Annotated in this window: 24 protein-coding genes; 12 read left to right on the forward strand and 12 right to left on the reverse strand. The window is 71.3% G+C overall.

Annotated elements, in window-relative coordinates; translation table 11 throughout:
- Window positions 1-9 precede the first annotated feature (9 nt).
- The 8 genes from DMB42_RS21090 (at window position 10) to DMB42_RS21125 (ending at window position 6,813) form a co-directional block, all read left to right on the forward strand.
- Complete coding sequence (locus tag DMB42_RS21090; protein WP_185844779.1) at window positions 10-933, forward strand: TIGR04222 domain-containing membrane protein; 924 nt, start codon at window positions 10-12, stop codon at window positions 931-933.
- A 1-nt stretch (window position 934) separates the two neighbouring features.
- Entirely contained in the window at window positions 935-1,780 is an 846-nt protein-coding gene (locus DMB42_RS21095; RefSeq protein WP_125636682.1) for a DUF692 family multinuclear iron-containing protein, read from the forward strand.
- On the forward strand, window positions 1,773-2,126 hold the full coding sequence (locus tag DMB42_RS21100; RefSeq protein ID WP_125636683.1) for a hypothetical protein: 354 nt from the start codon (window positions 1,773-1,775) through the stop codon (window positions 2,124-2,126). The genes DMB42_RS21095 and DMB42_RS21100 overlap by 8 nt, the downstream gene beginning before the upstream one ends.
- Before the next feature lie 35 nt (window positions 2,127-2,161).
- Window positions 2,162-3,040 carry a hypothetical protein gene (locus DMB42_RS21105; protein WP_125636684.1) on the forward strand — a complete coding sequence of 293 codons (879 nt, stop codon included), beginning with the start codon at window positions 2,162-2,164 and terminating at the stop codon, window positions 3,038-3,040.
- 24 nt (window positions 3,041-3,064) lie between these two features.
- Window positions 3,065-3,895, forward strand: coding sequence for an amidohydrolase (locus DMB42_RS21110; RefSeq protein ID WP_221762267.1), 831 nt, complete (start codon window positions 3,065-3,067; stop codon window positions 3,893-3,895).
- Between the two features lie 25 nt (window positions 3,896-3,920).
- Entirely contained in the window at window positions 3,921-4,469 is a 549-nt protein-coding gene (locus DMB42_RS21115; protein WP_125636685.1) for a hypothetical protein, read from the forward strand.
- A 55-nt stretch (window positions 4,470-4,524) separates the two neighbouring features.
- On the forward strand, window positions 4,525-5,286 hold the full coding sequence (locus tag DMB42_RS21120) for an isoprenyl transferase (protein ID WP_125636686.1): 762 nt from the start codon (window positions 4,525-4,527) through the stop codon (window positions 5,284-5,286).
- Between the two features lie 258 nt (window positions 5,287-5,544).
- Window positions 5,545-6,813 (forward strand): PhoH family protein, encoded by a 1,269-nt coding sequence (locus DMB42_RS21125; RefSeq protein WP_125636873.1) that lies wholly within the window; start codon window positions 5,545-5,547, stop codon window positions 6,811-6,813.
- A 9-nt stretch (window positions 6,814-6,822) separates the two neighbouring features.
- Here DMB42_RS21125 and DMB42_RS21130 read toward each other — a convergent pair whose 3' ends face one another.
- Genes DMB42_RS21130 through DMB42_RS21140 form a run of 3 tightly spaced genes read right to left on the reverse strand, consistent with a single transcriptional unit; the run spans window position 6,823 to window position 9,415 of the window.
- Window positions 6,823-7,332, reverse strand: a complete 510-nt coding sequence (locus DMB42_RS21130) for a hypothetical protein (protein ID WP_125636687.1) — start codon at window positions 7,330-7,332, stop codon at window positions 6,823-6,825.
- Complete coding sequence (locus DMB42_RS21135) at window positions 7,329-8,744, reverse strand: HAMP domain-containing sensor histidine kinase (RefSeq protein ID WP_125636688.1); 1,416 nt, start codon at window positions 8,742-8,744, stop codon at window positions 7,329-7,331. The genes DMB42_RS21130 and DMB42_RS21135 overlap by 4 nt, the downstream gene beginning before the upstream one ends.
- A complete protein-coding gene (locus tag DMB42_RS21140; protein ID WP_125636689.1) occupies window positions 8,741-9,415 on the reverse strand; it encodes a response regulator transcription factor in 675 nt (224 codons plus the stop codon). The genes DMB42_RS21135 and DMB42_RS21140 overlap by 4 nt, the downstream gene beginning before the upstream one ends.
- Window positions 9,416-9,682: 267 nt before the next feature.
- Between DMB42_RS21140 and DMB42_RS21145 the strand changes: the two genes are divergently transcribed.
- Together DMB42_RS21145 and DMB42_RS21150 are read left to right on the forward strand one after the other, a co-directional pair.
- Window positions 9,683-10,390: a lytic transglycosylase domain-containing protein gene (locus DMB42_RS21145; protein ID WP_260477828.1), complete on the forward strand. Its 708-nt coding sequence runs from the start codon at window positions 9,683-9,685 to the stop codon at window positions 10,388-10,390.
- Between the two features lie 71 nt (window positions 10,391-10,461).
- The gene (locus tag DMB42_RS21150) at window positions 10,462-12,462 is read left to right on the forward strand and encodes a glycosyltransferase family 2 protein (protein ID WP_185844780.1); all 2,001 of its coding nucleotides are present in this window, start codon (window positions 10,462-10,464) and stop codon (window positions 12,460-12,462) included.
- Here DMB42_RS21150 and DMB42_RS21155 read toward each other — a convergent pair.
- From DMB42_RS21155 to DMB42_RS21195, 9 genes are all read right to left on the reverse strand, one after another.
- Window positions 12,452-13,603: a S9 family peptidase gene (locus DMB42_RS21155; RefSeq protein WP_125636691.1), complete on the reverse strand. Its 1,152-nt coding sequence runs from the start codon at window positions 13,601-13,603 to the stop codon at window positions 12,452-12,454. The genes DMB42_RS21150 and DMB42_RS21155 overlap by 11 nt on opposite strands.
- Window positions 13,603-14,604 carry an alpha/beta fold hydrolase gene (locus DMB42_RS21160; RefSeq protein ID WP_125636692.1) on the reverse strand — a complete coding sequence of 334 codons (1,002 nt, stop codon included), beginning with the start codon at window positions 14,602-14,604 and terminating at the stop codon, window positions 13,603-13,605. The genes DMB42_RS21155 and DMB42_RS21160 overlap by 1 nt, the downstream gene beginning before the upstream one ends.
- Window positions 14,601-15,884 carry an MFS transporter gene (locus DMB42_RS21165; protein WP_125636693.1) on the reverse strand — a complete coding sequence of 428 codons (1,284 nt, stop codon included), beginning with the start codon at window positions 15,882-15,884 and terminating at the stop codon, window positions 14,601-14,603. The genes DMB42_RS21160 and DMB42_RS21165 overlap by 4 nt, the downstream gene beginning before the upstream one ends.
- Before the next feature lie 31 nt (window positions 15,885-15,915).
- Window positions 15,916-17,811, reverse strand: coding sequence for a GAF domain-containing protein (locus DMB42_RS21170; RefSeq protein WP_125636694.1), 1,896 nt, complete (start codon window positions 17,809-17,811; stop codon window positions 15,916-15,918).
- Between the two features lie 91 nt (window positions 17,812-17,902).
- Window positions 17,903-18,655: an SDR family NAD(P)-dependent oxidoreductase gene (locus tag DMB42_RS21175; RefSeq protein WP_125636695.1), complete on the reverse strand. Its 753-nt coding sequence runs from the start codon at window positions 18,653-18,655 to the stop codon at window positions 17,903-17,905.
- 75 nt (window positions 18,656-18,730) lie between these two features.
- A complete protein-coding gene (locus DMB42_RS21180; RefSeq protein WP_125636696.1) occupies window positions 18,731-20,128 on the reverse strand; it encodes an aspartate ammonia-lyase in 1,398 nt (465 codons plus the stop codon).
- Between the two features lie 76 nt (window positions 20,129-20,204).
- A complete protein-coding gene (locus DMB42_RS21185; RefSeq protein WP_125636697.1) occupies window positions 20,205-21,911 on the reverse strand; it encodes a serine/threonine-protein kinase in 1,707 nt (568 codons plus the stop codon).
- A 35-nt stretch (window positions 21,912-21,946) separates the two neighbouring features.
- Window positions 21,947-23,056 (reverse strand): serine/threonine-protein kinase, encoded by a 1,110-nt coding sequence (locus DMB42_RS21190; protein WP_125636698.1) that lies wholly within the window; start codon window positions 23,054-23,056, stop codon window positions 21,947-21,949.
- A gap of 70 nt (window positions 23,057-23,126) precedes the next feature.
- Window positions 23,127-23,735, reverse strand: coding sequence for a superoxide dismutase (locus DMB42_RS21195; RefSeq protein ID WP_125636699.1), 609 nt, complete (start codon window positions 23,733-23,735; stop codon window positions 23,127-23,129).
- Window positions 23,736-24,076: 341 nt separating this feature from the next.
- On the opposite strand from DMB42_RS21195, the gene DMB42_RS21200 reads away from it, so the two are divergent.
- Together DMB42_RS21200 and DMB42_RS21205 are read left to right on the forward strand one after the other, a co-directional pair.
- The gene (locus DMB42_RS21200) at window positions 24,077-24,748 is read left to right on the forward strand and encodes a CHAP domain-containing protein (RefSeq protein WP_125636700.1); all 672 of its coding nucleotides are present in this window, start codon (window positions 24,077-24,079) and stop codon (window positions 24,746-24,748) included.
- A gap of 462 nt (window positions 24,749-25,210) precedes the next feature.
- Window positions 25,211-25,399 (forward strand): DUF5999 family protein, encoded by a 189-nt coding sequence (locus DMB42_RS21205; RefSeq protein WP_125636875.1) that lies wholly within the window; start codon window positions 25,211-25,213, stop codon window positions 25,397-25,399.
- Window positions 25,400-25,436 lie beyond the last annotated feature (37 nt).

The following is a 25,436-nucleotide window of genomic DNA, read 5'->3' on the forward strand; positions in this document are numbered from 1 at the left end:
GGAGGGCGTATGGATCTGTTCCTTCTCATCCTCGCGGTGGCGCTGGCCGTGACGGCAACCGTCACGGTTCTCGCGGTCCGGCGCGAGCACACCGCCATCCGGGGCGCGGCCACCGAACCCCGGCCGCACGATCTCGGCCCCTACGAGCTGGCCTTCCTGGCAGGCGGCGCGCGGCGCGCCGCCGAGACCGCCGTCGGGCTGCTGGCCGCGTCAGGGGCCGTACGCGTGTCCCGCGACGGACGGGTGCACCAGGTGGCCGGCGCGCAGAGCACCGGCGAGCCGGTCGAGGACGCCGTCCTGGACGAGGTCGAGCGCTCCCCCGGAGGCTGGGCCAGCACGATCAGGCATCGCGTGAGCCAGAGCGCCACCCTGGACGAGCTCAGGCACCGGCTGGGCAGGATCGGCGCGATCCACCCCACCGGCTCCTTCATCCAGGTCGACCGGCTGATCGTCCGGTTACGGGTGCTGGCGGTGCTGGCCCTCGCCGGGGCGGTCGTGGAGGCGCTGTCGGTGGCCGCCGAGGGCACGTCCCCGCTTCCCCTGGCCGCGCTCGGCGTCCTGGCCGGGACGGTCGTGGGCGCGCCGACCGCCATCGCCGGACACCGGCGCTCGTTCCCGACCGACCTGACCGCTGCCGGGCAGGCCGCGCTCGACCGGGCCAAGCTGGACCACCCGCCGGGCACGTCCGGAGGCCCGGTGGCCGTCGCGCTGTACGGCCTCGGCGAGCTGAACGATGCCAACCTGACCCTGGCGATCAACGGTTCCCCAGACCTGACGCTGTTGCGCGGGCGGCGGCGCAGCGGACCGGGCGGCCACATCCAGTCGGAGAGCCCGGGCGGGCACGGCGGTGGTTGCGGCGCGCCGGGATGCGGCGGCGGGAGCGGTTGCGGAGGCGGCGGCTGCGGGGGCGGTTGCGGCGGCGGGGGGAGCTGACATGCCGGACCTGGGCGTGCCGGACCTGGGTGTGGGCATCGGCTGGCGGCCGGAGCTCGACCTGACGATCGAGCGGATGGCGGGTGTCGGGTTCGTCGAGGTGGTCGCCGAGAACATCGACCCCGCCCACCTGCCCGAGTCGCTGCGCGTGCTGCGCGCCAGGGGCGTGCCGGTGATCCCGCACGGCGTCTCGCTCGGCGTCGGCGGCGCCGAGCCGCCGGACCCGGCCCGGCTGGCCCACCTCGCGGCCTGCGCGCGGGCTCTGGGCTCGCCGCTGGTCAGCGAGCACCTGGCGTTCGTCCGCGGGGGTGGCATGGAGGCGGGGCACCTGCTTCCCGTCCCGCGTACGCGGGAGTCGCTGGAGATCGTCGTGGAGAACGTGCGGCTGGCCCAGGAGGCGCTGCCCGTGCCGCTGGCTCTCGAGAACGTGGCCGCGATCTTCGGCTGGCCGGACGACGAGCTGACCGAGGCCCGCTTCCTGGCCGAGGTCGTGGAGCGTACGGGGGCCGGGTTGTTGGTGGACGTGGCCAATCTCCACACCAACCAGGTCAACCTGGGGCTGTCGGCCATGGAGGCGCTGGACACGCTCCCGCTGGAGCATCTGGCGTACGTGCACGTGGCCGGCGGGCACGAGCACCACGGGATCTGGCACGACACGCACGCCGCGGCCGTCCCGCCGCCCGTTCTCGGCCTGCTGGCCGAGTTGTGCGCCCGGACCACGCCGCCCGGGGTGCTGCTGGAGTGGGACGACGACTACCCGAGCGCCGCCGTCCTGACCGAGGAGCTGGCGCGGGTCCGGGCCGCGATGTCCCCGGCCGGGCAGGCCGTGGGCGGGCGCGATGAGTGAGGACGCGCGGGCGCGGCTGGCACGGGCCCAGGGCCGGGTCGTCGCGAGCCTGGTGGCCGGGGCGGCCCCGCCCGAGGGCTTCGACGCGGGACGGCTCGGCGTGCAGGCGGCCGCCCTGGTGGCCAAGCGGCGCGGCGTGGTGGCCAGGCTGCGCCCGGACGCCGCCCGTGCCGCGGGGCCCGCCCTGGCCGCGGAGTTCGCCGCGTACGCGGCGGCCCGTACCGTTCCGCCGCCCGGTTACCGGGCCGACGCCGACGACTTCGCCGCCTGGCTGGGCGCCCGTGGTCTCATGCCGGTCGGGAAACCGCGTCGGTGGACCCGCCTGTTCCGCCGAGATCGCGGCTAAGCTGCTCGTAGCAAGCGCTTGGGAGGCGGTACGGCGTGCGGATCGTCAACATGGGCGAGTGGCCCCTCTCCGAGGAGGACGAGCAGCTCCACGAGCCGGGCGACGACCCGCTGTGGAACGAGTCGTACTACCTCGACTTCGTCGCCGATGACGGCGAGCTGGGCGGATACGTCCGCATCGGGCTCTATCCCAACTGGAAGCGCACCTGGTTCTGGGCCCGGCTGGTCAGGCGGGACGGCGGCCTGGTGGAGATCACCGACCAAGAGGCCCCGCCAACCGGCCTGACGCTGTCGGGCGACGCCTACGAGGCCGACCTGACCACGAGCGACCCCCTCAGGGCCGTACGGCTGCGCCTGGCCGCCCCCGGGTTGTCGCTCGACCTCGAATGGCACACCCGCGGCGGCGTGTACGGCTACCAGCTCACCCCCCGCTACGAGGTCCCCTGCGAGGTGACAGGGACCGTCGACGGCCGGCCCTTCCACGGCCACGGCGAGCGCGACCACAGCTGGGGCGTCAGGGACTGGTGGACGATCTCCTGGACGTGGAGCAGCGGCCGCCTCTCCGACGGCACCCACCTGCACGGCACCCAGGTCAACCTGGGCATGCCGCTGCCGTGGCCGGCGTTCACGGTGCCGCCGGGCGGCGAGATCGAGCACGCCGGGGGATTTACGGCCGGCACCCGGTTCGACGGCGACCGTCCGGCCGAGGCGCTGTTGAGCTTCCCTGGGCGCGCGGTGACCGTGCGGCCGGTCGCGTTCGCCCCGGTCACGCTGGTGTCGCCCGAGGGGGCGGTGGCCACGTTCCCGAGGGCGATGTGCGCGCTGGAGTCCGACGACGGCGCCACCGGTTTCGGGTGGACGGAGTGGCACCAGCCGCCGGGCTGGCGCGAGCACGGTTGGCACCCCTTGCTCTGAAATATCAAGACATCCTAGGTTTGGGTGGTGATTGTCGACGCGCATCAGCACTTCTGGGACCTCGAAACCGGCGGCTACCCCTGGCTCACCCCCGACGCGGGCGTGCTCTACCGGACCTACCGGCCGGAGGACCTGCGACCCGAGCTGGAACGGGCCGGAGTGGACCGTACGGTGCTGGTGCAGGCCGCCGACTCCTACGCCGAGACCGACGCCCTGCTGGCACTGGCGGACGCCCACGACTTCGTCGGCGCGGTGGTCGGCTGGGTCCCGCTGCTACGCCCGGACGAGACGGCCGAGGCGATCGCCCGGTACGCCAGACATCCGAAGTTTCGCGGCGTCCGCCACCTGATCCACGACGAGCCCGACCCCGACTGGCTGGTCCGGGACGAGGTGCTGGAGTCGCTGGGCCTGCTCGCGTCCGCCGGGCTGACGTTCGACGTGGTCTCGCTCCTGCCCCGGCACCTCGACCACGTGGTCACGCTGGCCGAGCGGCACCCGTCCCTGAAGATCGTCATCGACCACCTCTCCAAGCCGCGCATCAAGGACCGCCAGTGGGAGCCGTGGGCCGCCCAATTGGCCCGCGCGGCCCGCTGCCCCAACGTGTACGCCAAGGTCTCCGGCCTGGTGACCGAGGCCGACCACCGCGACTGGACGGTGGAGGACCTGCGGCCGTACGTCGAGCACGCGGTCGAGCGGTTCGGCCCGGACCGCCTGATGGCCGGCAGCGACTGGCCGGTGGCCCTGCTCGCGGCCGACTACCGCACGGTCTGGGAGGTCACCGGAGCGCTGCTGGCCGGAACCGACAGGGACCGCGTCCTCGGCGGCACGGCCGAGGGTTTCTACGGGTTTAGCTGAGTTAGGGCCGGAAACGGGGAAGGGCGTGGGGGGACTACGCTGTGTCGATGGGTCATACCTGACCGTCACGCCTGTCGCGTGCACGGACACCGTCGGCACGCCGTACGAGATCACCCTTGAGCTTCATCGCGACGGCACGCCGTACGGGAGCGTGGGGGAGCGGTGCGGCTGGCTGCTCGCGCGCCTGGCGCGCGGCGTCGACGAGGCCCGGCAGGGAAGGGGGGCGGCCAGGCGGTGGGTCGATCCCGACGACCGCTTCCCCGACGAGGAGCCGGAGAGCGAGTTGTTCTCCTTCCGCTACCGCACCCGCTCGGGTCTGGTGGGCGGCGGCGAGCTGCGCTGCCAGTTGCGCACCATCCCCATCTGGCAGCCCGCGCCCGGCCAGTGGCGGCTGACCCGCAGGGCCTACGTGGAGGCGTGGGGGTCCGGCGGGGTGGGCATGCGGGCCGTCCTGACGTCGGCGGAGTTGTCCGAGTTCGTCCGCGAGCTGGTTCATGAGGCCGAGGGTTGTCTGGGCGGAAGAGATCTCGCCAGGAATCCCATTGGGGGAGCAGGCACGGGCGAAACGCGGTGATAATTGCCTGTTGGGTCATTCGACCAAAGGCACAGCACCGCTGGGGAGGCACTCCGTGGGCCTGCGCGACCTGGTCTACCGGCTGTACGAGCACCGGCTGGAGACCAAGCTGTCCAAGGACAGCGTTCCCCGGCATGTCGGGGTCATCATTGACGGCAACCGCCGCTGGGCGCGCGCCATGGGCATGCGCGACGTGGCCACCGGCCACCGCAAGGGCGCGGACAAGATATCCGAGCTGCTCGGCTGGTGCCGCGAGACGGGCGTCGAGGTCGTCACCGTATGGATGTTGTCCAACGACAACCTCAACCGGCCCAGGGAAGAGCTGGAGCCGCTGCTGGGCATCATCGAGGACGTGGTCCAGGAGCTCGTGGCCGAGGGCTGGCGGGTCAGCCCGGTGGGCGCGCTCGACCTCCTCCCGGCCCGAACCGCCAATGTCCTAAAAAACGCAAAAGAAGCGTCATCACACCGTCCGGGCCTGATTGTGAACGTTGCAGTTGGGTATGGAGGAAGACGTGAGATTGCCGATGCGGTGCGCTCACTCCTCCAGGAGCATGCGAGTAAGGGCGCCAGCATCGAGGACCTCGTCGAGGTGCTCGATGTCGAACACATCGCGGAGCATCTCTACACTCGCGGCCAACCCGACCCGGACCTCCTCATCCGTACGTCGGGCGAGCAACGTCTGTCCGGATTCATGTTGTGGCAGAGCGCTCACTCAGAGTTCTACTTCCACGAGGCTTACTGGCCGGACTTCCGCAGGGTCGATTTCCTGCGGGCGCTGCGCGATTACGCTGCGAGACACCGACGTTACGGTTCTTGATGCGACATTCGGGTATCCAAGACGTAACGTTGGAAGTGTCCGGCCACAGGCCGGGCATCCCGGAGAGGGCCCGCCTTTGCATCGACATCTGCCGAGGGGGGCCGGAGTCCGGCTCCGCCGGCAGGTAGCGGTCGGGGACGCGGGTCCGGTCCGGTTCCCACCTCGTCTGCAGGGTGCCCGCACCTATGGGCACCCGGGGGAGAACGTGTGGCAGTGTCCTCGAGCAACCCTACTCACCAGTCGGCCAAGCGCACGTATGTGCTGGACACCTCGGTTCTGCTGGCCGACCCGGCGGCATTGACGCGCTTCGCCGAGCACGACGTCGTCCTTCCCATCGTGGTCATCACGGAGCTGGAAGGCAAACGACACCATCCCGAGCTCGGCTACTTCGCGAGGAAGGCCCTGCGCTACCTCGACGACCTGCGGGTTCAGCACGGCAGGCTCGACGAGCCGATGCCGACGGGGGATGGCACGATCAGGGTTGAGCTCAACCACAGCGATCCGTCCATCCTGCCCGTCGGGTTCCGCCTGGGTGACAACGACACGCGCATCCTGACGGTCGCGCGTTCGCTCGCGGCCGAGGGCTGCGACGTCGTCCTCGTCTCCAAAGACCTGCCCATGCGGGTCAAGGCGGCCTCGATCGGCCTGGCGGCCGAGGAGTACCGCGCCGAGCTGGTGGTCGAGTCCGGCTGGACCGGGATGGCCGAGCTGCAGGTGACGGCCGAGGACGTCGAGACGCTCTTCGACAAGGGCACTGCGGACCTGGAGGAGGGAAGGGAACTCCCGGCGCACACCGGCCTGCGGTTGTTGTCGGCGAAGGGGTCCGCGCTCGGCAGGGTCGCGCCGGACAAGTCCGTACGGCTGGTCCGCGGCGACCGCGAGGTCTTCGGCCTGCACGGCCGCTCGGCCGAGCAGCGCATCGCGCTGGACCTGCTCATGGACCCCGAGATCGGCATCGTGTCGCTGGGCGGCCGGGCCGGCACCGGCAAGTCCGCGCTGGCGCTCTGCGCGGGCCTGGAGGCTGTCCTGGAGCGCCGCCAGCACCGCAAGGTCGTCGTCTTCCGCCCCCTGTACGCCGTCGGCGGCCAGGAGCTCGGCTACCTGCCGGGCACCGAGGGCGAGAAGATGGGCCCGTGGGCGCAGGCGGTCTACGACACGCTCGGCGCGATCACCTCGCCCGAGGTGATCGAGGAGGTGCTCGACCGGGGCATGCTGGAGGTGCTCCCGCTGACGCACATCCGCGGCCGGTCGCTGCACGACGCGTTCGTGATCGTGGACGAGGCCCAGTCGCTGGAGCGCGGGGTGCTGCTCACGGTGCTGAGCCGGATCGGGGCCAACTCCCGGGTGGTGCTCACGCACGACGTCGCCCAGCGCGACAACCTGCGGGTCGGCCGGCACGACGGCGTGGTGGCCGTGGTGGAGAAGCTGAAGGGCCACCCGCTCTTCGCGCACGTCACGCTCACCAGGTCCGAGCGTTCCCCGATCGCCGCCCTGGTGACGGAGATGCTGGAGGACATCACGATGTGAGGCGCGGGCCTACTTGAGCTCCGGGCAGGTGTACGGCCGTCCCTCCGCCTTGGAGGGGCGGCCGTCGTTCTCCCGGACGATCTTGACCTGCTCGAACGCGGCGTCCTGCTGCGCGGTGCAGACGATCTGGGCCTTGCCGAGCCTGCTCAGCGGCCGGTCGCCCTTGAAGTAGACGGTCAGCGTGGACGTGCGCGGGAGTTGCATCTCGTCGCGCTGCACGGGGTCGAGCGAGTCCTTCATGCCGACGTACTCCAGGCCGCGCAGCTCGGTGGTGCGGTCGCCGAGCGGCTGGTCGGAGGCGGCGAAGAGGGCGCCGAGCAGGCTGCCCACGGTGTCGGTCTCGACGTCGGCGGGTTCGAGCGTGAGCTCCTTGTTCCTGATCAGGTAGATGGTCTTCGAGGGCGGCGGGAGCTTGATGGTGGGGGCGGCGCCCTTGGTCTGGACGTCGGTCGTCGAGATGCCGCAGGCCGCCGCGGCCAGCAGCGCCGCGGCGGCGCAGAGGAGTCGTGGCGCTCTCATTGGTGCGGCAGCCAGACCGTGAACAGGGTGCCGGGCTGCTGGGCGCGTACGGAGATCGTGCCGCCGTGCAGGTGCACATTGGCCCGCGCGATGGCCAGGCCGAGGCCGCTGCCCTGGCTGCGTGCCCGGCCCGCGCCCGCCTTGAAGAACCGGTCGAAGACGTGGGGCAGCGCCTCGGTGGGGATGCCCTTGCCGTGGTCCCGCACCTTCACCTCCAGGCCGTTCTCGGTGCCTCTGGCGGTGACCTCCACCGGCGGCAGGCCGTGCTTGAGCGCGTTCCCGACCAGGTTGGCCACGATGACGTCGAACCTCCTCGGATCGAGGTTGACGGTCAAGCCCTGCGAGGCGGTCACGTCCACCTTGTCGCTCCAGCCGCGCACCTCCAGGCAGTCGAGGATGGCGTCGGCCACGTTCACGGGCTCCACGTTGAGCGTGGCGGTGCCCGCGTCGAACCTGCTGACCTCGATCAGGTGCTCGACCAGCTCGCGCAGGCGCCCGATCTCCCGCAACACCAGCCGTACAGCCTCCGCGGGAGCGTCGGGCAGCCGGTTGGCCTCCTCCGAGAGCATGTCGGCCACGGCGGTCATGGCGGTGAGCGGCGTGCGCAGCTCGTGCGAGACGTCGGCCACGAACCGGCGCGACATCGCCTCCAGCGAGCGCAGCTCGGACACGCTGAGCTCCAGCGCCGCCGCCGCGTCGTTGAACCTGGAGGTCAGCTCGGCCAGCTCGTCCCCGCCGTGCACCGGCAGGCGGGTGTCCAGGTGGCCCTGGCCGAGCGCCTGCGCCGCGGCGCTGAGCCGCCGTACGGGCAGCAGCACCTGCCGGGCCGACAGCAGCGCCACGACCAGCGCGATCAGGACGATGACCGTGCCGCCCTGGGTGAGCGTGTTGCGCAGCGTGGCGAGCTGGCTCTCCTCGTCGTGCAGCGGGAAGAACACGAACGCGCGCAGGCCGGTGGCCTCGGGGCCGGTGCCGGGCTCGTACCGGTGGACCTCGGCGCCGACGACGAGCCACAGCTCGTTGCCGATCACCTTCCGCTGGGTGACGACGTTCTGCTTGGCCCGGCCGTACAGCTCGTTGGGGACGTCCTTCATGGTCATCGGGCCGTCGGCGGACAGCAGGTTGCCGTACTCGACCAGGACGCTGCGTCCGGGGCTGGACAGCGTGCGGACGACCTGGTCCAGCTCCTTCATGGACGGCGCGGCCTCGCCCGGCCTGAGCTTGCCGACGGGGAAGGTGATCCGGCCGAGCTCCCGGGTCACCAGGTCGAGCGAGGTCGTCTCGGCGCGGGTGACGAGCGCGGTCTTGGCCAGCTCGAAGCCGATGGTGGCGACCAGCACCGACGCGGTGACCGCGACGAGGGTGAACGTGATGACCAGGCGCGCCCGCAACCCGGTGGGCAGCGGGATCACGGAGGGCTGAAGCGGTAGCCGAAGCCGCGCACGGTGTGGATGAAGACGGGCTCGGCCGGCCTCGGCTCGATCTTGGCGCGTACGCGCTGGACGCAGGCGTCGACCAGCCGCGAGTCCGCGACGTGCGTGTGGTCCCAGACGACCCGCAGCAGGTAGCGGCGGTTGAGCACCTGGCCGGGATGCCGGACCAGCTCCAGCAGCAGCCGCAGCTCGGTCGGCGTCAGGTGGATCTCCTTGCTGGCCAGCGTCACCTTGAGCGCCCCCCGGTCGATCACGAGATCGCCGAAGGTGATGCGGTCGGAGGTGGCGGACTCGGCCCTGCGCAGGATGGCCCGGATGCGCGCGTCGAGCACCCTGGGCTCGACCGGCTTGACCACGTAGTCGTCCGCGCCCGCCTCCAGGCCGACCACGACGTCGAGGTCGTCACCGCGGGCGGTGAGCAGGATGACCGGGAGCTGGTCGAGCTTGCGGATGCGGCGGCAGACCTCGACGCCGTCGATGCCGGGGAGCATGACGTCGAGGATCGCGATCTCGGGGCGGCGTGCCCGGATGTGGTCCAGAGCCTCCTCGCCCGTCGCGTAGGACGTGACGGAGTGTCCCTGCCGCGTCAACGCCAGCTCCAAGGCTGTGCGCACGGAGGGGTCGTCTTCTACAAGAAGGATGCCGGCCACGCGCACATTATTATTCCATGTCCCGTATACCCGGGTTGTGTCATCAAACTGTGACCGGGTGCGGATCGAATCCCGAAGATGGGGCGGAACCCTGAAAGCGGCCTCCCTTCGGTGCGGGCGCTCGAAGGGAGGCGCGCCTCCCCCTGTGACCAATTTCACAATTTTTGGTGAAAAAGGTCGTTACCTGCTGGTTGGCCAAGAGAACGTCAACCGAATACCGCGATCCGGTTGCGGACCACCCCCTATGACAGGGCAAGCTCATGGATCGTGAGCCCCGGTCCGCAGTTGAGTGAGCGCCCCACGAAGGATGACCTTCGCTCGGCGCGCCGGCCTTCGCGTTTCACCCCCAAGCGCATCGCCGTCGCCGTCGTGTCCCTGGTGGTCGTCGTGGGCGGTGGCGGCTACGTCGCCTACCGCGCCGTCGACAACGCCAGCAAGCCGCCGGTCGAGTCCTTCACGCCCGAGCAGCTCGGCGCCCTCGCCGGAGGCGACCTGTTCGCCCCCGACCCCGAGAACGACGCGCTGAAGAATGCCGCCGAGCAGGCGTACCGGGCCGACCAGCTCAAGAAGGACCGCCCCGGGGGCAAGAAGCTCGACTGGGTCGTGCCGAAGAAGGCGCCGGGCGGCAGCGGCTTCCCGCCGGCCAACTTCCCGCCGGGCAGCAACCCCTCGCCGGGCACCAACAAGGGCGTCGCCAAGTCGATGCTCGCCGCCCGGGGCTGGGGCGCGGACCAGTGGGGCTGCCTGGAACGCCTCTGGCAGAAGGAGAGCGGCTGGAACGAGCGGGCCATGAACCGCTACTCCGGCGCGTACGGCATCCCGCAGGCCCTGCCGGGGAGCAAGATGGCCAGCGCGGGCGGCGACTGGCAGACCAATGCCACCACCCAGATCGCATGGGGGCTCGGGTACATCAAGGGCCGCTACGGCACACCCTGTGGAGCGTGGGGCCACTCACAGTCCACGGGATGGTACTAACAGGTCATCTTTCCTTCTGTAATCGGCAAGCCGTCTCACCCGATCGTGTATGCGCGGCGCACGCTGGCCGCATGGGTGCGAAGGTCAGTGTGATCATCAATGTCCACAACCCGGGTGACACCGCGGACGCGTGCATCCGCTCCGCGCTGGAGCAGACGCTCCCCGCCGCCGACCGCGAAGTGATCTTCGTGGACGACGGGTCCACCGACGGGATCGGGGAACGGCTGGACACCATCGCCGATCTGCGCGAGAACGTCCGCGTGCTGCACCTGCCGCACACGGGTTCGGCGTCGCGCGGCCGCCACCTGGGCCTGGCCGCGGCCGAGGGCGACTACGTCTTCTTCCTCGACCAGACCGACCTGCTGGAGCGCGACGCGCTGGCCCGCATGCACGAGCGCGCGGTCGAGACCGACGCCGACGTGCTGATCGGCCGGCTGGCCCGCGACTACGGGCCGCCGATGGTGGCCTTCGAGCGCAGCACGGCCCGCGCCGACATCCTGCGCGACCGCCTGATGAGCCTGCTCCTCCCGCAGCAGCTCTACCGCCGGGCCTTCCTGGAGGAGCACGAGCTGGGCTTCGCCGTGCCCGGCGGCCGGCTGGCCGAGCAGACGTTCGTGATGCGGGCGTACCTGCACGCCAAGGTGATCGCCGTGCTGGCCGAGGACGTCTGCTGCCATATCGGCCCGCGGCCCGAGGCGGTCGAGGAGGAGCCCAGGGCCATCGTGACCGGGCTGAGCACGCTGCTCACCGACATCGACACCTACGTCGGCGCCGGCCGCCAGCGCGACCGCATGTACGCCTACTGGCTCCGTTCCGCCGCGCTCAGGCCGCTGCTGACCGCCAGGTTCGCCGACTCCTCCGTCGACCGGGGCATGCACTTCCGGCTCGTGCAGGAGCTGATCACCGAGCGATTCCCGGAGCGGGCGGACCGCTACCTGCCGGTCCAGCTCCGGGCGGTGGCCGCGTTCGTCAGGCAGGGACGCCTGGACCAGATCGTGATGTTGTCCAACTCCTCCAAACGCGCGGGCCTGAGCGCCGAGCTGACCGAGATGCGCTGGGACGCCCACATCCTGGTGATCGGCCTGACCGTGGAGGTGCTGTCCGGCGACGGCCTGCCCGACCGATACCGGGTGGACGGCGAGCGCGTGCACTGGAACCCGCCGCGCTCGATCGACGGCAAACTGCTGCCGAACGACGTCACCGACATCACCGCCGACGTCGAACGGGCCCGCGTGGACGTCTACGTCCGGCACACCCAGACCGGCGTGGTGCACTTCCTGCCGATGAACCAGAACGTCGAGCGCCTGCCCGACGGCCGCCTCTACATCCGCGTACAGATCAGGGGCGAGGCCCGGCTGGACGTGACCAACGCGGCGCTCGGCCGGCCGCTGAGCCCGGGGCAGTGGGAGGTGCATGTCCGCATGTTCAGCGGCGCCAACCAGGCCAGGAGCCGGGTCGGCCGCGCCGAGGGCCCGCTCAACTGCCTGGGCGTGCTGGCGCAGCGGCCGCGGATGCGGCTGGTGGTGCCGTGCTGGACCGACAAGGGGGAGCTGGGGCTCGCCGTCGAGCCGCGTTCGTTCTCGGAGTCGATCGCGCTGGTGTCGCCGGGGGTGACCGTCCGCCAGCTCGACGGGCACGGGTACGTCGTGCTGCCGGTGCCGTACGTGCCGCCGAGCGGCGGGCCGCCCCTGGAGCTGGTGCTGCGCAGCACCGGACGCCGGGAACGCGAGGTGTGCGCGCCCGCGCTGGTCGAGCCCGGCGTGCCGGGCAAGCTCGCCGGGCAGCTCGTCGCCAAGGTCCCGGTCAAGCGGCACCTGCCGGGCGAGGACCACCTCGGGCCCGGCGCCTGGCTGTCGTCGCTGCGTACGGCGGAGGAGGAGATCGGGCTGCGGTTCGGCCTGCGGGTGCGACGGGGACGGGTGGAGACGCGCCCGGCCGTCGCGGCCGAGCTCCCGCGCCGCTCGCCCATGGGCCGCGACACCGTGCTGCACCGCATCGGCAGGCGCCTGCCCGGGGCGCGGCACATGGTGCGCTGGGCGCGCGCGGGCAGGCATCGCTACCTCAAGGAGTGACCCAGCCCTCCAGCTCCTCGAAGGCGTCCCTGAAGGCCGGGAGCATGGGCCTGAGACGGTCGGGGTAGACGTCGACGAGGCTGTCGAGGTGGTTGCCGCCCTCGATCCGGTGGTAGCGGAAGGGCCGGTGGGGGCCGACCATCCGGGCGTAGACGTCGGAGTCGCGGGAGATCGGCAGCAGCGAGTCGAGGGTCCCGTGGATCGTGATCAGCGGCTTGGTGATCCTGCCGGTCAGCCCGATCCTGGCCATGGCGGCGTACGGCTTGCGCGCGTCGTAGTCGTAGTCGGCCGCCGCGCCCGTGTACGACGGGTCCAGCTCCTTCTGGTAGAGCTGCTGGGTCAGCTCCCAGTAGTACTGCCGGTGGAAGGGCCACAGGAACTCCGACCCGGGCGCGAACCCGGCCGCCCGCACGCCCGCCTCGTCGGGATATGCCTTGAGCGCGGCCGGCAGGAAGTTCAGCAGGTTGTCGCCCTTGACGCGGAAGAGGGTGCCCTCCCAGTCCACGCCGCCGTCGTAGAGCCATCCGCGGTTCTCCAGCTGCCACCTGACCAGGTAGCCGCCGTTGGAGATGCCGGACATGAACGTACGGGCGGGCCCCCGGCCGTACCGCTGCCTGACGACGGACTTGGCGGCCACGGCGAGCTGGGTGACACGCTCGTTCCACTCGGCGACGGCCTCGTCGGGGCGGCGGCCGTCCTCGTGGAAGGTCACGCCGACGTTGCCCTTGTCGGTGGCGGCGAACGCGTACCCCTTGGACAGGACCCAGTCGGAGATCGTGTAGTCGTTGGCGTACTGCTCCCGGTTGCCGGGGGTGCCGCTGACGACCAGGCCGCCGTTCCAGCGGTCGGGCAGCCTGATGACGAACTGGGAGTCGTGGTTCCACCCGTGCGTGGCGTTGCCGGTGGAGGTGTCGGGGAAGTAGCCGTCGAGCTGCGTGCCGGGCACGCCCGTCGGGTTGACGGTGGCCTTGGAGTGCAGGCCGGCCCAGTCGGCGGGGTCGGTGTGGCCGGTCAGCGTGGTGCCGGCCGTGGTCAGGTCGTCGAGCCTGGCGCTGACCAGCTTCTCCGCGCCGGGCACGGACAGCTCGTACGCGGCGGGGGCGGTCAGCAGGCTCGCCACCAGGGTGAGGGCGACGAACATCACGCCTCCCGTACGTGCTCGGCCAGCAGGCGGCGGAACTCGGCGGGCCGTTCCAGGTGCGGGCTGTGGCCGCAGTCGTCCAGCACGACCTCGCGGTAGCGGCCGTAGCGGTCGAGGACCGCCCTGGTCTGCGTCACCATCGGCTGGGCCGGGGTGCCGGGGGAGCCGGGCACGACACCGATCGCGCCCAGGTGGGCCAGGTCGAACAGCGAGGTGTCGGAGACGATCACGTCGTCGGCGCCCCTGATCCACAGGACGGGCGGCCTGGGGCCGATCTCGTGCAGGTCGTCGAGGCGGAAGTGGGTGGGGGCGCAGGCGTTGAGCACGCCGTGCTTGCCGGGGGCCACGCCCGGCCAGGCCGGCGAGCCGGCGGCGTCGCCCGGGTAGTTGGCCTCGCCCACGCGGGTGGTGAGCATGGACCGCAGGTAGAAGTCCTCGTCGGGGATCTCGGGGTGCTTGACGTAGCCGGAGCGCAGCACGTTGCGCGGCGAGGTGGGGGAGTCGCCGGACAGGTCGCCGGCCTTCAGCCGGGCCACGAAGTCGGGGTTCGCGGCCCCGGCGCCCGAGCCCGTGCCGTCGGGGTGGGTGAGCGTGCCGTCGGGGCCCTCGGTGCCGCCGAAGCCGTACGGGGAGATCGGGTTGACCAGCGTGACGCTCCTGACCAGCGCCGGACGGTCGCGCAGGAGCTGAAGGACGACGCCGCCGCCGAGGCTCCAGCCGACCAGGTGGAGTCCGTCGAGGCCGAGCGCCTCGGCCAGCTCGATCAGGTCGTCGGAGAAGTCGCGCAGGCCCCTCGTGGCGTCCACGGGCTCGGGGTCGGTGTCGCCGAAGCCGCGCAGGTGGTGGGCGAGCGGACGGTAGCCGCCGGGCAGCGCGGCCATGCTGTCGCGCCAGAACGCGCCGGAGGAGACGTTGCCGTGCACGAACAGCACGGGCTCGCCGGACGTCCGGCCTTCCACGGTCAGTACGTGCTGCTTGAGGCGGGGGGTGGTGACCTTCATCGCACGTGCATCCTCTCGGCCAGGTCGCGTCCCTGGGTCTCGCGGGCGGTGTAGACGGCGATCAGCGTGAGCACCGCAGCCACGCCAAGGTACGCCGAGATGGGCACGCTGCTGGAATAGCTCTTCAGCAGCGCGACCGCGATGAGCGGGGCCAGCGCGCCGGCCACGATCGCGGAGAGCTGGGCGCCGATCGACACGCCGGTGTAGCGCATCCTGGTGCCGAACAACTCGGAGAAGAAGGCCGCCTGCGGGCCGTACATCATGCCGTGGAAGAGCAGGCCGACGGTGATCGCGAGGGCGATCGCCAGGAAGTTGCCGGTGTCCACCAGCGGGAAGAAGGCGAAGATCCACACGCCGATGCCGGCGGCCCCGACCAGGTAGACCGGGCGGCGGCCGATCCGGTCCGACAACGCGCCCCACAGCGGGATCGTGACGAAGTGGATCGCCGAGGCGAGCAGCACCGCGTTCAGGACCGTCGAGTTGTCGATCTTGGCGTTCTTCGCGTACGTGATGACGAACACGGTCAGCAGGTAGAACGAGATGTTCTCGGCCAGGCGGGCGCCGATGGCGACGAGCACGTCCTTCCAGTGGTGCCACAGCACGCCCACGATCGGCGCGGCCGGCTCCGGCTGGGTCTCCTGGGCCTGCTGGAACACCGGCGACTCGCTGATCGTCAGCCGGATCCACAACCCGACCATCACCAGCACGCCCGACAGCAGGAACGGGACCCGCCAGCCCCACGCCAGGAACGCCTCGTCGGACTGCCAGGCGGCCAGCACCGCCAGCACGCCGGTGGCCAGCAGGTTCCCGCCGGGGGCGCCCGCCTGCGGCCAGGAGGCCCAGAAGCCGCGCCGGTTCGTGTCGCCGTGCTCGGAGACGATCAGCACCGCCCCGCCCCACTCGCCGCCGAGCGCGAAGCCCTGCACGAGCCGGAGCGCCGTCAGCAGCAGCGCCGCCGACGACCCGAGCGTGGCGTACGTCGGCAGGCAGCCGATCAGGAACGTGGCGGCGCCCATCATCAGCAGGCTGACCACCAGCAGGTTCTTGCGGCCCAGCCGGTCGCCGAAGTGGCCGAAGACCAGGCCGCCGAGCGGGCGGGCGACGAATCCGACGGCGTAGGTGAGGAACGACAGCAGCGTGCCGGTCAGGGGATCGGACTCGGGGAAGAAGAGCTTGTTGAACACGAGTGCGGCTGCCGAGCCGTACAGGAAGAAGTCGTACCACTCGATGGTGGTGCCGATCAGGCTCGCGGCGACGATCTTCTTGATGGAAGTGGCCATGCCGGTCACGGTAAAGAGTGACCGGCGTCACTTATATGGAGTCTGGACCCACAGTCTGTGTGGTTGATGTGTGGCCGAGCCGGTGGAGCCGGAGGGCGAGCTGGATCTCCAGAGCGCGTTCGGGCTCCAGCCAGCCGTCGCCGAGCAGCTTGCCGATGCGGTCGAGGCGTTGCGTCACGGTGTTGACGTGGATGTGCATGGCCTCGGCCGTACGGGAGGGTGAGCCGCCGGTGCCGAAGTAGGCGGCCAGGGTGTCGGTGAGCGCGGTGCCGCGGCGGGCGTCGTAGTCGATCACCGCGCCGACCACGCGGCCGACGAAGCCGCGCACGTCGCGGCCGTCGCCCACGAGCAGGCCGACGAAGCCCAGCTCGGCGGGGCTCGCGCCGTCGCCGGCGCGGCCGAGCGCGATCAGCGCCTCGGCGCACCGCCGCGCCTCCTGGTACGCCTCGGCGACGCCACCCACCCCCGCGCCCGCGCCTGTGCTGTCCGGGAGGCGGGCCGGGGCGGCGCCCGCCGTGGCGGGGGTGTGCAGCGACGCGCTCAGCTCGGCGGCCACCCGCTGGGCCAGGCCGCCCGCGTCGACGCCCGGCAGCAGCAGCACCACCTCGTCACCGCGCCCGGCAGCCAGTCCGTGCCGCACCGCGGCGTGGGAGGAGGCCCAGAACGCGGCCCGCTCACGTTGCCCGCCGTGCCTGGCGACCACCACGACGTGCGGCGCGCGCAGGTCGACGCCGAGCCGCCGGGCCCGGTCGGCGAGGCCGGGCGAGCCCGGCCGCAAGATCAGGTCCTCCAGCAGCTCGCCCCTGACCCGCCCCTCGGCCTCGGCCACGCTCCGCCTGAACAGCAGCAGCAGCGCGCTGACCAGCGCGGCCCGCTCCAGGATGCGCTCGTCGGCGTCGTCGCTGCGCAGGATGAGCGTGCACAACGGCTCGCCGCCGACGTCCACCGACGCGATCAGCAGGTCGCCCCTGCGCACGGTACGGCCCAGCGCCCTGGACGCCTGCGCCGCCTCGAACACCCCCGCGTCCAGCTCGCCCACGTCGCCCGTGATCGGCCGGCCCAGGTCGTCGAGCACGGCCAGCGACCCGCCGAGCACCTCGGTCACCACAGCCGCGACGTCCTCGATGCCGCCGCCCCGCAACACCAGCGAGGTCATCCGGTCGTGGGCCAGCGCGGCCCGTTCGACGGCCTCGCCGTGGGCCCTGGCGGTCCGGTGGGCCTGGGAGAGCTCCTCCAGGGCGTTCCTGGTCTCCTGCAGCAGCCGGGCGTTGTCGATCGCGACGGCGGCGTGCGCGGCCAGGCTGGCCAGCAGCGAGACCTCCTCCTGGTGGAAGGGCCTGGCGCTGCGGTTGGCCGCCATGAGCACGCCGATCACCCGCTGGCCCAGCCGCAGCGGCACCCCGAGGATCGCGACCAGGCCCTCCTCCTTGACGGCCTCGTCGATGTGCCCCTTGTGCCGGAACCTGGCGTCGGCGAAGTAGTCGGCCGTCGCGTACGGCGTGGCCGTCTGCGCGACCAGCCCGCCGAGCCCGGCCCCCATGGCCAGCCTGAGCGCCCGGAACTTGGCCGAGATCGACCCGTCGGTGACCCGCATGTACGTGTCGCCCTGCTCGGGGTCGTGCAGCGTCATGTACGCGATGTCGGTCGCGAGCAGTTGCCTGGCCCGGTGGACGATCGCTTCGAGCACGGCGTCGAGGTCGCGCAGCGCGGCCAGGTCGCCGGCGGTGTCGTACAGCGCTGACAACTCGGCCTCGCGCCTGGCCCGCCGCCTCAGCAGGGCCCTGACCTTCAGCGCCTCGACCTTGGCCTGTTCAAGCTCCTCGATCGTGGCCGGATCGGCGCCCTGCGCCCTGGCCTCGACGATCGGCCCCTCGAACTCGACCGCCGACGCCTCCCGCGCCAGCAGCTCCAGGAACCGCCTGCTCATGGCCTCACTCCGTGAGGCCGGCTCGGTCGCCATGTGCCGGTGTCTTCCCCCGCTCCGATCTCCGCGCTCCCGCCACCCTCTCGCAGGCTCACTAGTGGGCCGTCCAGCCGCCGTCCACGGGCAGGGAGACGCCGGTGATGAAGGAGCCGTACGGGCCGCAGAGGTAGGCGACCAGCTCGGCCACCTCCTCGGGCTCGATCAGCCGCTTGACCGCGGCGGGCCGCAACATGATGTTCTCGACCACCTCGTCGCCGCCGATGCCGTGGACCCGGGCCTGGTCCTCGATCTGCGCCTCGACCAGCGCCGTACGCACGTACGCCGGGCACACGCAGGTCGAGGTCACCCCGTGGGCCGCCCCCTCCAGCGCGACGACCTTGGAGAACCCCTCCAGCGCGTGCTTGGCCGTCGTGTACGCCACCTTGTACGGCGAGGCCCGCAGCCCGTGGACCGACGAGATGTTCACGAACCTCCCCCAGCCCCGGGCGTACATGCCGGGCAGCACCCGCCGCGCGATCAGGAACGGCGCCTCCACCATCACCCGCATCATGGCGGAGAACACCTCGGAGGGGAACTCCTCGATCGGCGCCACGTGCTGGAACCCGGCGTTGTTCACCACGATGTCCACCGGCTCGTCCGGCAACGACCCGGCGAAGGCCGGATCGCCCAGATCGGCCACCACCGCGACCCCGCCGATCTCCGCGGCCACCTTCCCGGCCGCCTCGCCCTGCCTGTCGACCACCAGGACCTTGGCCCCCGCGGCGGCCAGTCGCCGGGCGCAGGCGGCGCCGATGCCGCCCCCAGCCCCCGTCACCAGCGCGGTCCGCCCAGTCAGCTCCTTCGCCATACTCCGAACCCTAGGCGGTCGCCGCGCCGGGACGCATGGGTGCGGCCGACATAGATCCGTGTCGACCTATGTGGATCAGTCCTCCGTGGGCGGCCTGGTCATGGACAGCACGTCGAGCGCGTCGTCGAGCTGCTCCTCGGTCAGGGTGCCGGCGGCGACGTGGCCGCGTTCGAAGACGACCTCGCGGATGGTCTTCCGCTCGGCCAGGGCCTGCTTGGCTATCTTGGCCGCCTCCTCGTAGCCGACGTACCGGTTCAGCGGGGTGACGATCGAGGGGGAGGACTCGGCGTACTCGCGCAGGCGGTCGACGTTGGCCGTGATGCCGGCGACGCAGCGGTCGGCCAGCAGCCGGGACACGTTCGCCAGCAGCCTGATCGACTCCAGGATGTTGCGGGCGATGACCGGGAGCTGCACGTTGAGCTCGAAGCTGCCCGAGGCCCCGGCGAAGGTGATCGCCGCGTCGTTGCCGATGACCTGGGCCGCGACCATGGTCGTGGCCTCGGGGATCACCGGGTTGACCTTGCCCGGCATGATGGACGAACCCGGCTGGAGGTCGGGCAGGTTGATCTCGCCGAGCCCGGCGCGCGGGCCGGAGCCCATCCAGCGCAGGTCGTTCGCGATCTTGTTGAGCGACACGGCCACCACCTTGAGCTGCCCGGACAGCTCCACGATGGAGTCCTGGGCGCCCTGGGCCTCGAAGTGGTCGGCGGCCTCGCGGAAGGGGATGCCGCTCGCCTCGCCCAGCTTCGCGATCGCCCTCCTGGCGAAGCCCGGCGGCGTGTTGATGCCCGTGCCCACCGCGGTGCCGCCCAGCGGCAGCTCCAGTACGTGCTCCAGCGCCGTACGCACGCGGGTCACGCCGTGGTCGACCTGGGCGGCGTACCCGCCGAACTCCTGGCCGAGTGTCACCGGCGTGGCGTCCATCAGGTGGGTCCGGCCCGACTTGACCACCTGCGCGAACTCGGCCTCCTTGGCGTGCAGCGTCTCGGCCAGGTGCGTGAGCGAGGGCAGCAGGTGGAAGGTCACCTCGATCGCGGCCGCCACGTGGATCGAGGTCGGGAAGACGTCGTTGGAGGACTGGGAGGCGTTCACATGGTCGTTGGGGTGCACCGGACGGCCCAGCCGCTCCTCGGCCAGCGTCGCGATCACCTCGTTGGCGTTCATGTTGGACGAGGTGCCGGAGCCGGTCTGGAAGACGTCAATGGGGAAGTGGGCGTCGTGCTCGTTCTCCGCGACGTCGGCGGCGGCCTGCGCGATGGCCCCGGCCAGGTCCTTGTCGATCACGCCCAGCTCGCCGTTGACCTCGGCCGCGACCGCCTTGATCAGGCCCAGCGCGGCGATGTGGGACGGTTCGAGCGGCCGCCCCGATATCGGGAAGTTCTCCACCGCCCGCTGGGTCTGCGCCCGCCACCGCGCTCCCGCCGGCACGCGGACCTCGCCCATCGAGTCATGTTCGATTCTGAACTCGCTCATGACTCCAGTCTGAACCACCGCCGCCCTCCGGGACCGGCCGCCGTACGGGGTCGGCCTGAGGGGCGGCGTGAGTGGGTCAGCTGGAGAGGAGGGCCACGATGAGGACGGCGATCACGACCGCGGCGGCGGCCGCCACGGCCATGAGCACGAGCATGCCGTTGCGGTTGCCCGCGGGCGGCTTCTCGGGCTGCCCGGCGATGGCGAACAGGTCCGTCCCGAGGCCCTGGCCCTGCGGCCCGCCCTGCCTGGGCATGGGCCGCTGCGCCCCGCCCCGCTGCGGTCCACCCTGCCCAGGCCCCTGCTGCGGCCCGCCCTGGACGCCCTGCCCCGGCCCCTGCTGGGGGTGGGGCTGCTGCGTCGGCGGGTAGACCTGCTGGCCGGGGGAGCGGGGGGAGGCGATGCGCATGGTGTTGATAGCGCCCTCGTCGTCCTGGTTCTGCCCCGGACGCCCGCCCTGCTCAGGCGAGAACGGCCCCTTGGGACGCTGGACGCTGACGGTCCGCTCGGGATCGAAGTCCCCGTCGTCGCCCGAGGCCCAGCCCCCGAGCCCTCCGGCGGCACCCGGCACACCGGCACCAGGTCCGCTCCCGGCCGCGCCCGGCCCGCCGTGCGGCGACTTCCCGGGTACGGTCCCCTGAGGCATCGTCGGCGCCCCCAACGGCCCCCTGCCGGCCCCTTGAGGGCCCGACTGCCCCTGAGGGCCTGCGGGGCGGGCTCCGGCGGGGTGTGGCGTGGCCTGCGGGCCCGAGGCGGGCGATCCGGGCGTCCAGCAGGGCCCGTACGGCCTGGAGGAACCCGCGGCCCCCCTGCCGCCGGGCGCACCCGGCGCTCCCCCGGGAGCCCCGAAGGCACCAGGGGCCCCGGAAGCATCGGAAGAGCCGGAGGAGGAGCTGAAGGGGTCGGGCAAGGCGGTCTCCTGCGCGATCAGGGCTTCGGCCGTGAGCGCCGGCATCTCGCTCGTGGGCGTGTCGGCGACCATCCGCATGAGGGTCTCCGCCTTGGCAGCGCTGAGCCGCTGCCGGTAGTCCTTGTTCAGCAGCCCGTTCAGCACCGGCCGGAGCTGCCCCGCCTGCGTGGGCGGGTCGGCGCTCTCGCTGAGCAGCGCCGCCAGCGTCTCGGCGATCGTGGCCCGCTCGTACGCAGGCCGCCCCTCGACCGCGAAGTACAGCGTCGCCCCCAGCGACCAGATGTCCGACTCCGGCCCGGTGTACTCACCCCTGGCACGTTCCGGCGCCGTGTACCCCGGCGAGCCGATCACCATGCCCGTCTTGGTGAGCCGCGAGTCGCCCTCGGCCTTGGCGATGCCGAAGTCCGTCAGCACCACCCGGCCGCTCTCGGTGATGAGCACGTTGCCCGGCTTGACGTCGCGGTGCGTGATGCCCTGGGAGTGTGCGGCGCGCAGCGCGCCGAGCAGGTCGACGCCGATCTCGGCCACGAGCCGCGGCGGCAGCGGCCCCTCCTCCTCGATCACCTGCTCCAGCGAGCGGGCCTCGATGAGCTCCATGATGATCCAGGGACTGTCGTCCTGGATGAGCACGTCGTGGATGGCTGCGACGGACGGATGGTTGATCCGCGAGGCGAGGCGGCCTTCGCGCACCATGCGCTCGCGCAGCTCGGTCCGCTGTTCCTCAGTGAGCCCCGGGTCCTGGCGGATCTCTTTGACCGCCACCTCGCGCCCCAGCGCACGGTCGCGGGCGCGCCACACCGTGCCCATCGTGCCCCGGCCGAGCGGGGACATGAGCTCGTAGCGCTCCGCGAGCAGGCGTGTCTGCTGTTCCGGCATGAGAAGAAGATATCGATTCTCGCTTGGGAAGTGCTTTACCCTCGCTTGCGAAGTTCTCTTGGCCAGAACCGCCGAGGAAGGAACAACTTTATCACCGCCGCCTTGAAACGGGCATAAGTGGACGGAGTTGGACGGGCTTCGACCCGCCTCCGGTGGACGCCCTCACCCGCTCGCCGCTCCTGACGCGGCGCCGGGACCGACAGCGCGGCCGCGGTGGCCTCCGCCCTGTGCAGCCCGCGGTGCGCGGGCCTGCGTGCGAAAGGGGGCGAGGCGATCACCGGCACCGGGCGTACGGGCCTGCGCGGGGCCAGTGGCTCCTCCGCCGAGCCGCCCGCGGCCACCCTGGCCAGCATGAGCGAGGCCCGTACCGAGTCGAGCCGGGTCTGTGGATCGATCCTGAGCAGCGCGTCGAGCACGGGGGCCAGCGGGCCCGCCTTGCTCATCGGGATCGGCTCGCCACTGGTCAGCGCGGCCAGGGCGGCGGCGGCCGTACGGCGGCCGTGCAGACCCCGGCCCTCGACGGCGGTGTAGAGGGTCGCGCCGAGCGACCACAGATCGCCCGCGGGGCTGGCCTTCGAGCCGAGAACCCGCTCGGGTGCGATGTAACCGGCCGATCCCAGGACGATCCCCGCCTGTGTGATGGAGACGTCGCCTTCGAGGGCGGCCAGTCCGAAGTCGGTGAGCACCGCGCGGTCCTCGGTCACCAGGACGTTGCTCGGCTTGACGTCGCGGTGGAGGATGCCCTTGGCGTGGACGGCCCGCAGCGCGCCGAGGATCTGCCGGCCGATCTCGGCGGCCCGGCGCGGGTGGAGCGGTCCGTGCTCCTGGATGAGCTGCTCCAGAGACTTGGCCCGGAGCAGCTCCATCACGATCCAGGGGCGGTCGTCCTCGGTCACGACGTCGAAGACGGTGATGACCGAGGGATGGGCCACCATCGCGGTCGCCCTGCCCTCGCGCTCGGTCCGCGCGCACAGCTCGGCGCGCAGCTCCTCGTCGAGGACGGTGGGCAGCCGAACTTCCTTCACCGCCACGTCGCGGTCGAGCAACTCGTCATGCGCCCGCCAAACGGTGCCCATGCCGCCGCGACCAACCGGCTCCATGAGCCGATAGCGCGCGGCGAGTAGGTAACCGGAGGGCGCACGCATGCCAGGCAGCTTACCTATTTGTGTAAACCGACCAGTAGAGGCCGGGCCGATAAAAAGTTGCGAACTTCAGTCAACCTGCCTGACTCGTTACGTCAGCGAACCTGCGGGCCACATCGGTCCAGTTGACGATGCCCCACAGTTTCTCGACGTAGTCCGGGCGCACGTTGCGATACTGCAGGTAGTAAGCGTGTTCCCAGGCGTCGAAGACGAGAATCGGCGTGGTGTTCATGCCGACGTTGCCGTGGTGGTCGTAGATCTGCTCGACGACCAGCCGGCGGCTCAGCGGCTCCCAGGCCAGCACGCCCCACCCCGAGCCCTGCACGGACGCCGTCGCCGTGGTGAGCTGCTTCTGGAACGCCTCGAAGGTGCCGAAGTGCTCGTCGATGGCGGCCCTGAGGACGCCGTCGGGGCGGTCGCCGCCGTCGGGCGACAGGTTCTCCCAGAAGATCGAGTGCAGTACGTGCCCGGACAGGTTGAAGGCGAAGGTCTTCTCCAGGCCGACCAGGTTGCCGAAGTCGCCGCCCTCGCGGGCCTCGGCCAGGCGTTCGAGCGTGTCGTTGGCGCCCTTCACGTAGGCCGCGTGGTGCCTGGCGTGGTGCAGCTCCAGGATCTCGCCGGTGATGGCCGGCTCCAGGGCGCCGTAGTCGTAGGGCATGTCGGGAAGGGTGTAGTCCGCCATGTGCGCGTCCTCTCGAAGTAGATCTACGGACGACACTATTGCAAGTGATTCGCAACTGCATCAGACTTGCGACCTAGGTCCCGCCTTGGCATCGTGGCGAGGGTCAGTTAGGTCCAGCCGGTGCGCGGGTGGCATTGGGCCGCCCGCGCACAGGCGTCCGTGGGGATTTCTTGGGATGGGAATTACCCAGGTCAGGGCGCTGTTGTAGCTACTTGTACCGCGACGGCAGGGCAGCCGTGTCGAGGCGCCCCCGCAGATCTGTCGTCATCACCCATCGCAGGATTCACACCTGTGACCCGCCGTGCCTCATGCGCGGACGGTGAGCAAAGGAGCACCCCCCGATGGCCAAGCACGCCATGATGACCAGTACCCATATCGCCAAGCTCGCTCTCGGCGCGACCATCGCCGTGACCGCTCTGGGCGCCGCCGCCGCCGTCAACGCCGAGACCGCGCACGTGACCGGCACCAAGACCGCCGCGCAGGAGTCCGCCGCGCAGGGGTCGGCCCAGGGCAGGGTGAACGTCACCGCCGCCCAGGTCCTGGCCACCGCCAAGGCCCAGGTCGGCACCACCGAGGACGCCAACGGCGGCGGCACCAAGTTCCAGAAGTGGTACGCCTCCTCGCAGCGCGCCGGCGAGACCGTCGCCCGTGACGGCGGCAGCCGCCAGGACTACGTCAACGCCGCCTGGTGCTCGATGTTCGTCTCCTGGGTCGGTGAGCAGACCGGCGCCCGCCCGCAGGTCGGCTGGGACGCCTACACCGTGGCCCACGCCAAGTGGTTCGCCGCCAACGACCGCTGGGGCACCGAGGCCAAGCCCGGCGCCGTGGTCTTCTTCGCCTGGAACGGCAGCAAGGACCTGAGCGCCATCCAGCACGTCGGCTTCGTCGTCAAGGACAACGGCGACGGCACGATCTCCACGATCGAGGGCAACACCGGCAACGGCAAGGTCGAGGAGCGCGTCCGCCCGACGTCGCAGGTCGTCGGCTACGGTTACCCGTCCTACGCCGCCTGACACATCCACAGAGCGCGCATTCCTACCGGGGATGCGCGCTTTGTCCGCGTTAGTGCACGTCAGCGCGGTTGTGACGTTCGGCACACCCGTCTTCCCGATAAATGTGCATGATGCCTAGTAGGGGACTTTCAGCCGTACGGCAGGCTGATTGACAGGAACCACGAGGCACCGTCAGCAAGCTGTAAGGGTGCCGAAAGGGGACGGGGGCATGGTTATCCCATGAGAGCAGGCGAGCACCCAGAAGCGCCGAAAGTGTCGGTGTCGGCCGCCAAACTGGGGGAATACGCCGAAGGTTCCACTGACGACAGAAGTTGAAGGACGTGATGAAGATGCGCCAGACACAGGTTCGCCGCCGGCCGAAGAAGCCGACCACAGCCGCACTGGACCTTCGCACGCCGTCGGGGCGACAGTTGCCCTTTTGACCAGCAGGAAGCAGGAGCGCCATCTGAGAGGTGCGCGATGATGTGCATTCACTTTCCCGTATGCCCCAGTGCGGACTCGCCCGACCGTGAGCGTTCGCACGTGATCTCGGCCCACCCCGACCAGGGCTGGAGCCTCCTCTGCAACGGCGTGGTGCTGTTCGAGGACACGGGTCTGCTCCTGCCTGACGGCAGCGTCGTCGCCCCCCACCGAGCGATCGTCGCGGCCTGAGCCCCGGCGGGCCTCCCCGGCCCGAGGGCAACCCCCG

Source organism: Nonomuraea sp. WAC 01424 (genome assembly GCF_003947315.1).
Taxonomy (GTDB): domain Bacteria; phylum Actinomycetota; class Actinomycetes; order Streptosporangiales; family Streptosporangiaceae; genus Nonomuraea; species Nonomuraea spiralis.

Excerpts from the sequence above, each read along its gene's own strand:
- DMB42_RS21090 (WP_185844779.1), top strand. The coding sequence starts at position 10 with ATGGATCTGTTCCTTCTCATCCTCGCGGTGGCGCTGGCCGTGACGGCA.
- DMB42_RS21095 (WP_125636682.1), top strand. The coding sequence starts at position 935 with ATGCCGGACCTGGGCGTGCCGGACCTGGGTGTGGGCATCGGCTGGCGG.
- DMB42_RS21100 (WP_125636683.1), top strand. The coding sequence starts at position 1,773 with ATGAGTGAGGACGCGCGGGCGCGGCTGGCACGGGCCCAGGGCCGGGTC.
- DMB42_RS21130 (WP_125636687.1), bottom strand. The coding sequence starts at position 7,332 with ATGAGAGCGCCACGACTCCTCTGCGCCGCCGCGGCGCTGCTGGCCGCG.
- DMB42_RS21150 (WP_185844780.1), top strand. The coding sequence starts at position 10,462 with ATGGGTGCGAAGGTCAGTGTGATCATCAATGTCCACAACCCGGGTGAC.
- DMB42_RS21155 (WP_125636691.1), bottom strand. The coding sequence starts at position 13,603 with ATGTTCGTCGCCCTCACCCTGGTGGCGAGCCTGCTGACCGCCCCCGCC.
- DMB42_RS21160 (WP_125636692.1), bottom strand. The coding sequence starts at position 14,604 with ATGAAGGTCACCACCCCCCGCCTCAAGCAGCACGTACTGACCGTGGAA.
- DMB42_RS21165 (WP_125636693.1), bottom strand. The coding sequence starts at position 15,884 with ATGGCCACTTCCATCAAGAAGATCGTCGCCGCGAGCCTGATCGGCACC.
- DMB42_RS21170 (WP_125636694.1), bottom strand. The coding sequence starts at position 17,811 with ATGAGCAGGCGGTTCCTGGAGCTGCTGGCGCGGGAGGCGTCGGCGGTC.
- DMB42_RS21175 (WP_125636695.1), bottom strand. The coding sequence starts at position 18,655 with ATGGCGAAGGAGCTGACTGGGCGGACCGCGCTGGTGACGGGGGCTGGG.
- DMB42_RS21180 (WP_125636696.1), bottom strand. The coding sequence starts at position 20,128 with ATGAGCGAGTTCAGAATCGAACATGACTCGATGGGCGAGGTCCGCGTG.
- DMB42_RS21185 (WP_125636697.1), bottom strand. The coding sequence starts at position 21,911 with ATGCCGGAACAGCAGACACGCCTGCTCGCGGAGCGCTACGAGCTCATG.
- DMB42_RS21190 (WP_125636698.1), bottom strand. The coding sequence starts at position 23,056 with ATGCGTGCGCCCTCCGGTTACCTACTCGCCGCGCGCTATCGGCTCATG.
- DMB42_RS21195 (WP_125636699.1), bottom strand. The coding sequence starts at position 23,735 with ATGGCGGACTACACCCTTCCCGACATGCCCTACGACTACGGCGCCCTG.
- DMB42_RS21200 (WP_125636700.1), top strand. The coding sequence starts at position 24,077 with ATGGCCAAGCACGCCATGATGACCAGTACCCATATCGCCAAGCTCGCT.
- DMB42_RS21205 (WP_125636875.1), top strand. The coding sequence starts at position 25,211 with ATGTGCATTCACTTTCCCGTATGCCCCAGTGCGGACTCGCCCGACCGT.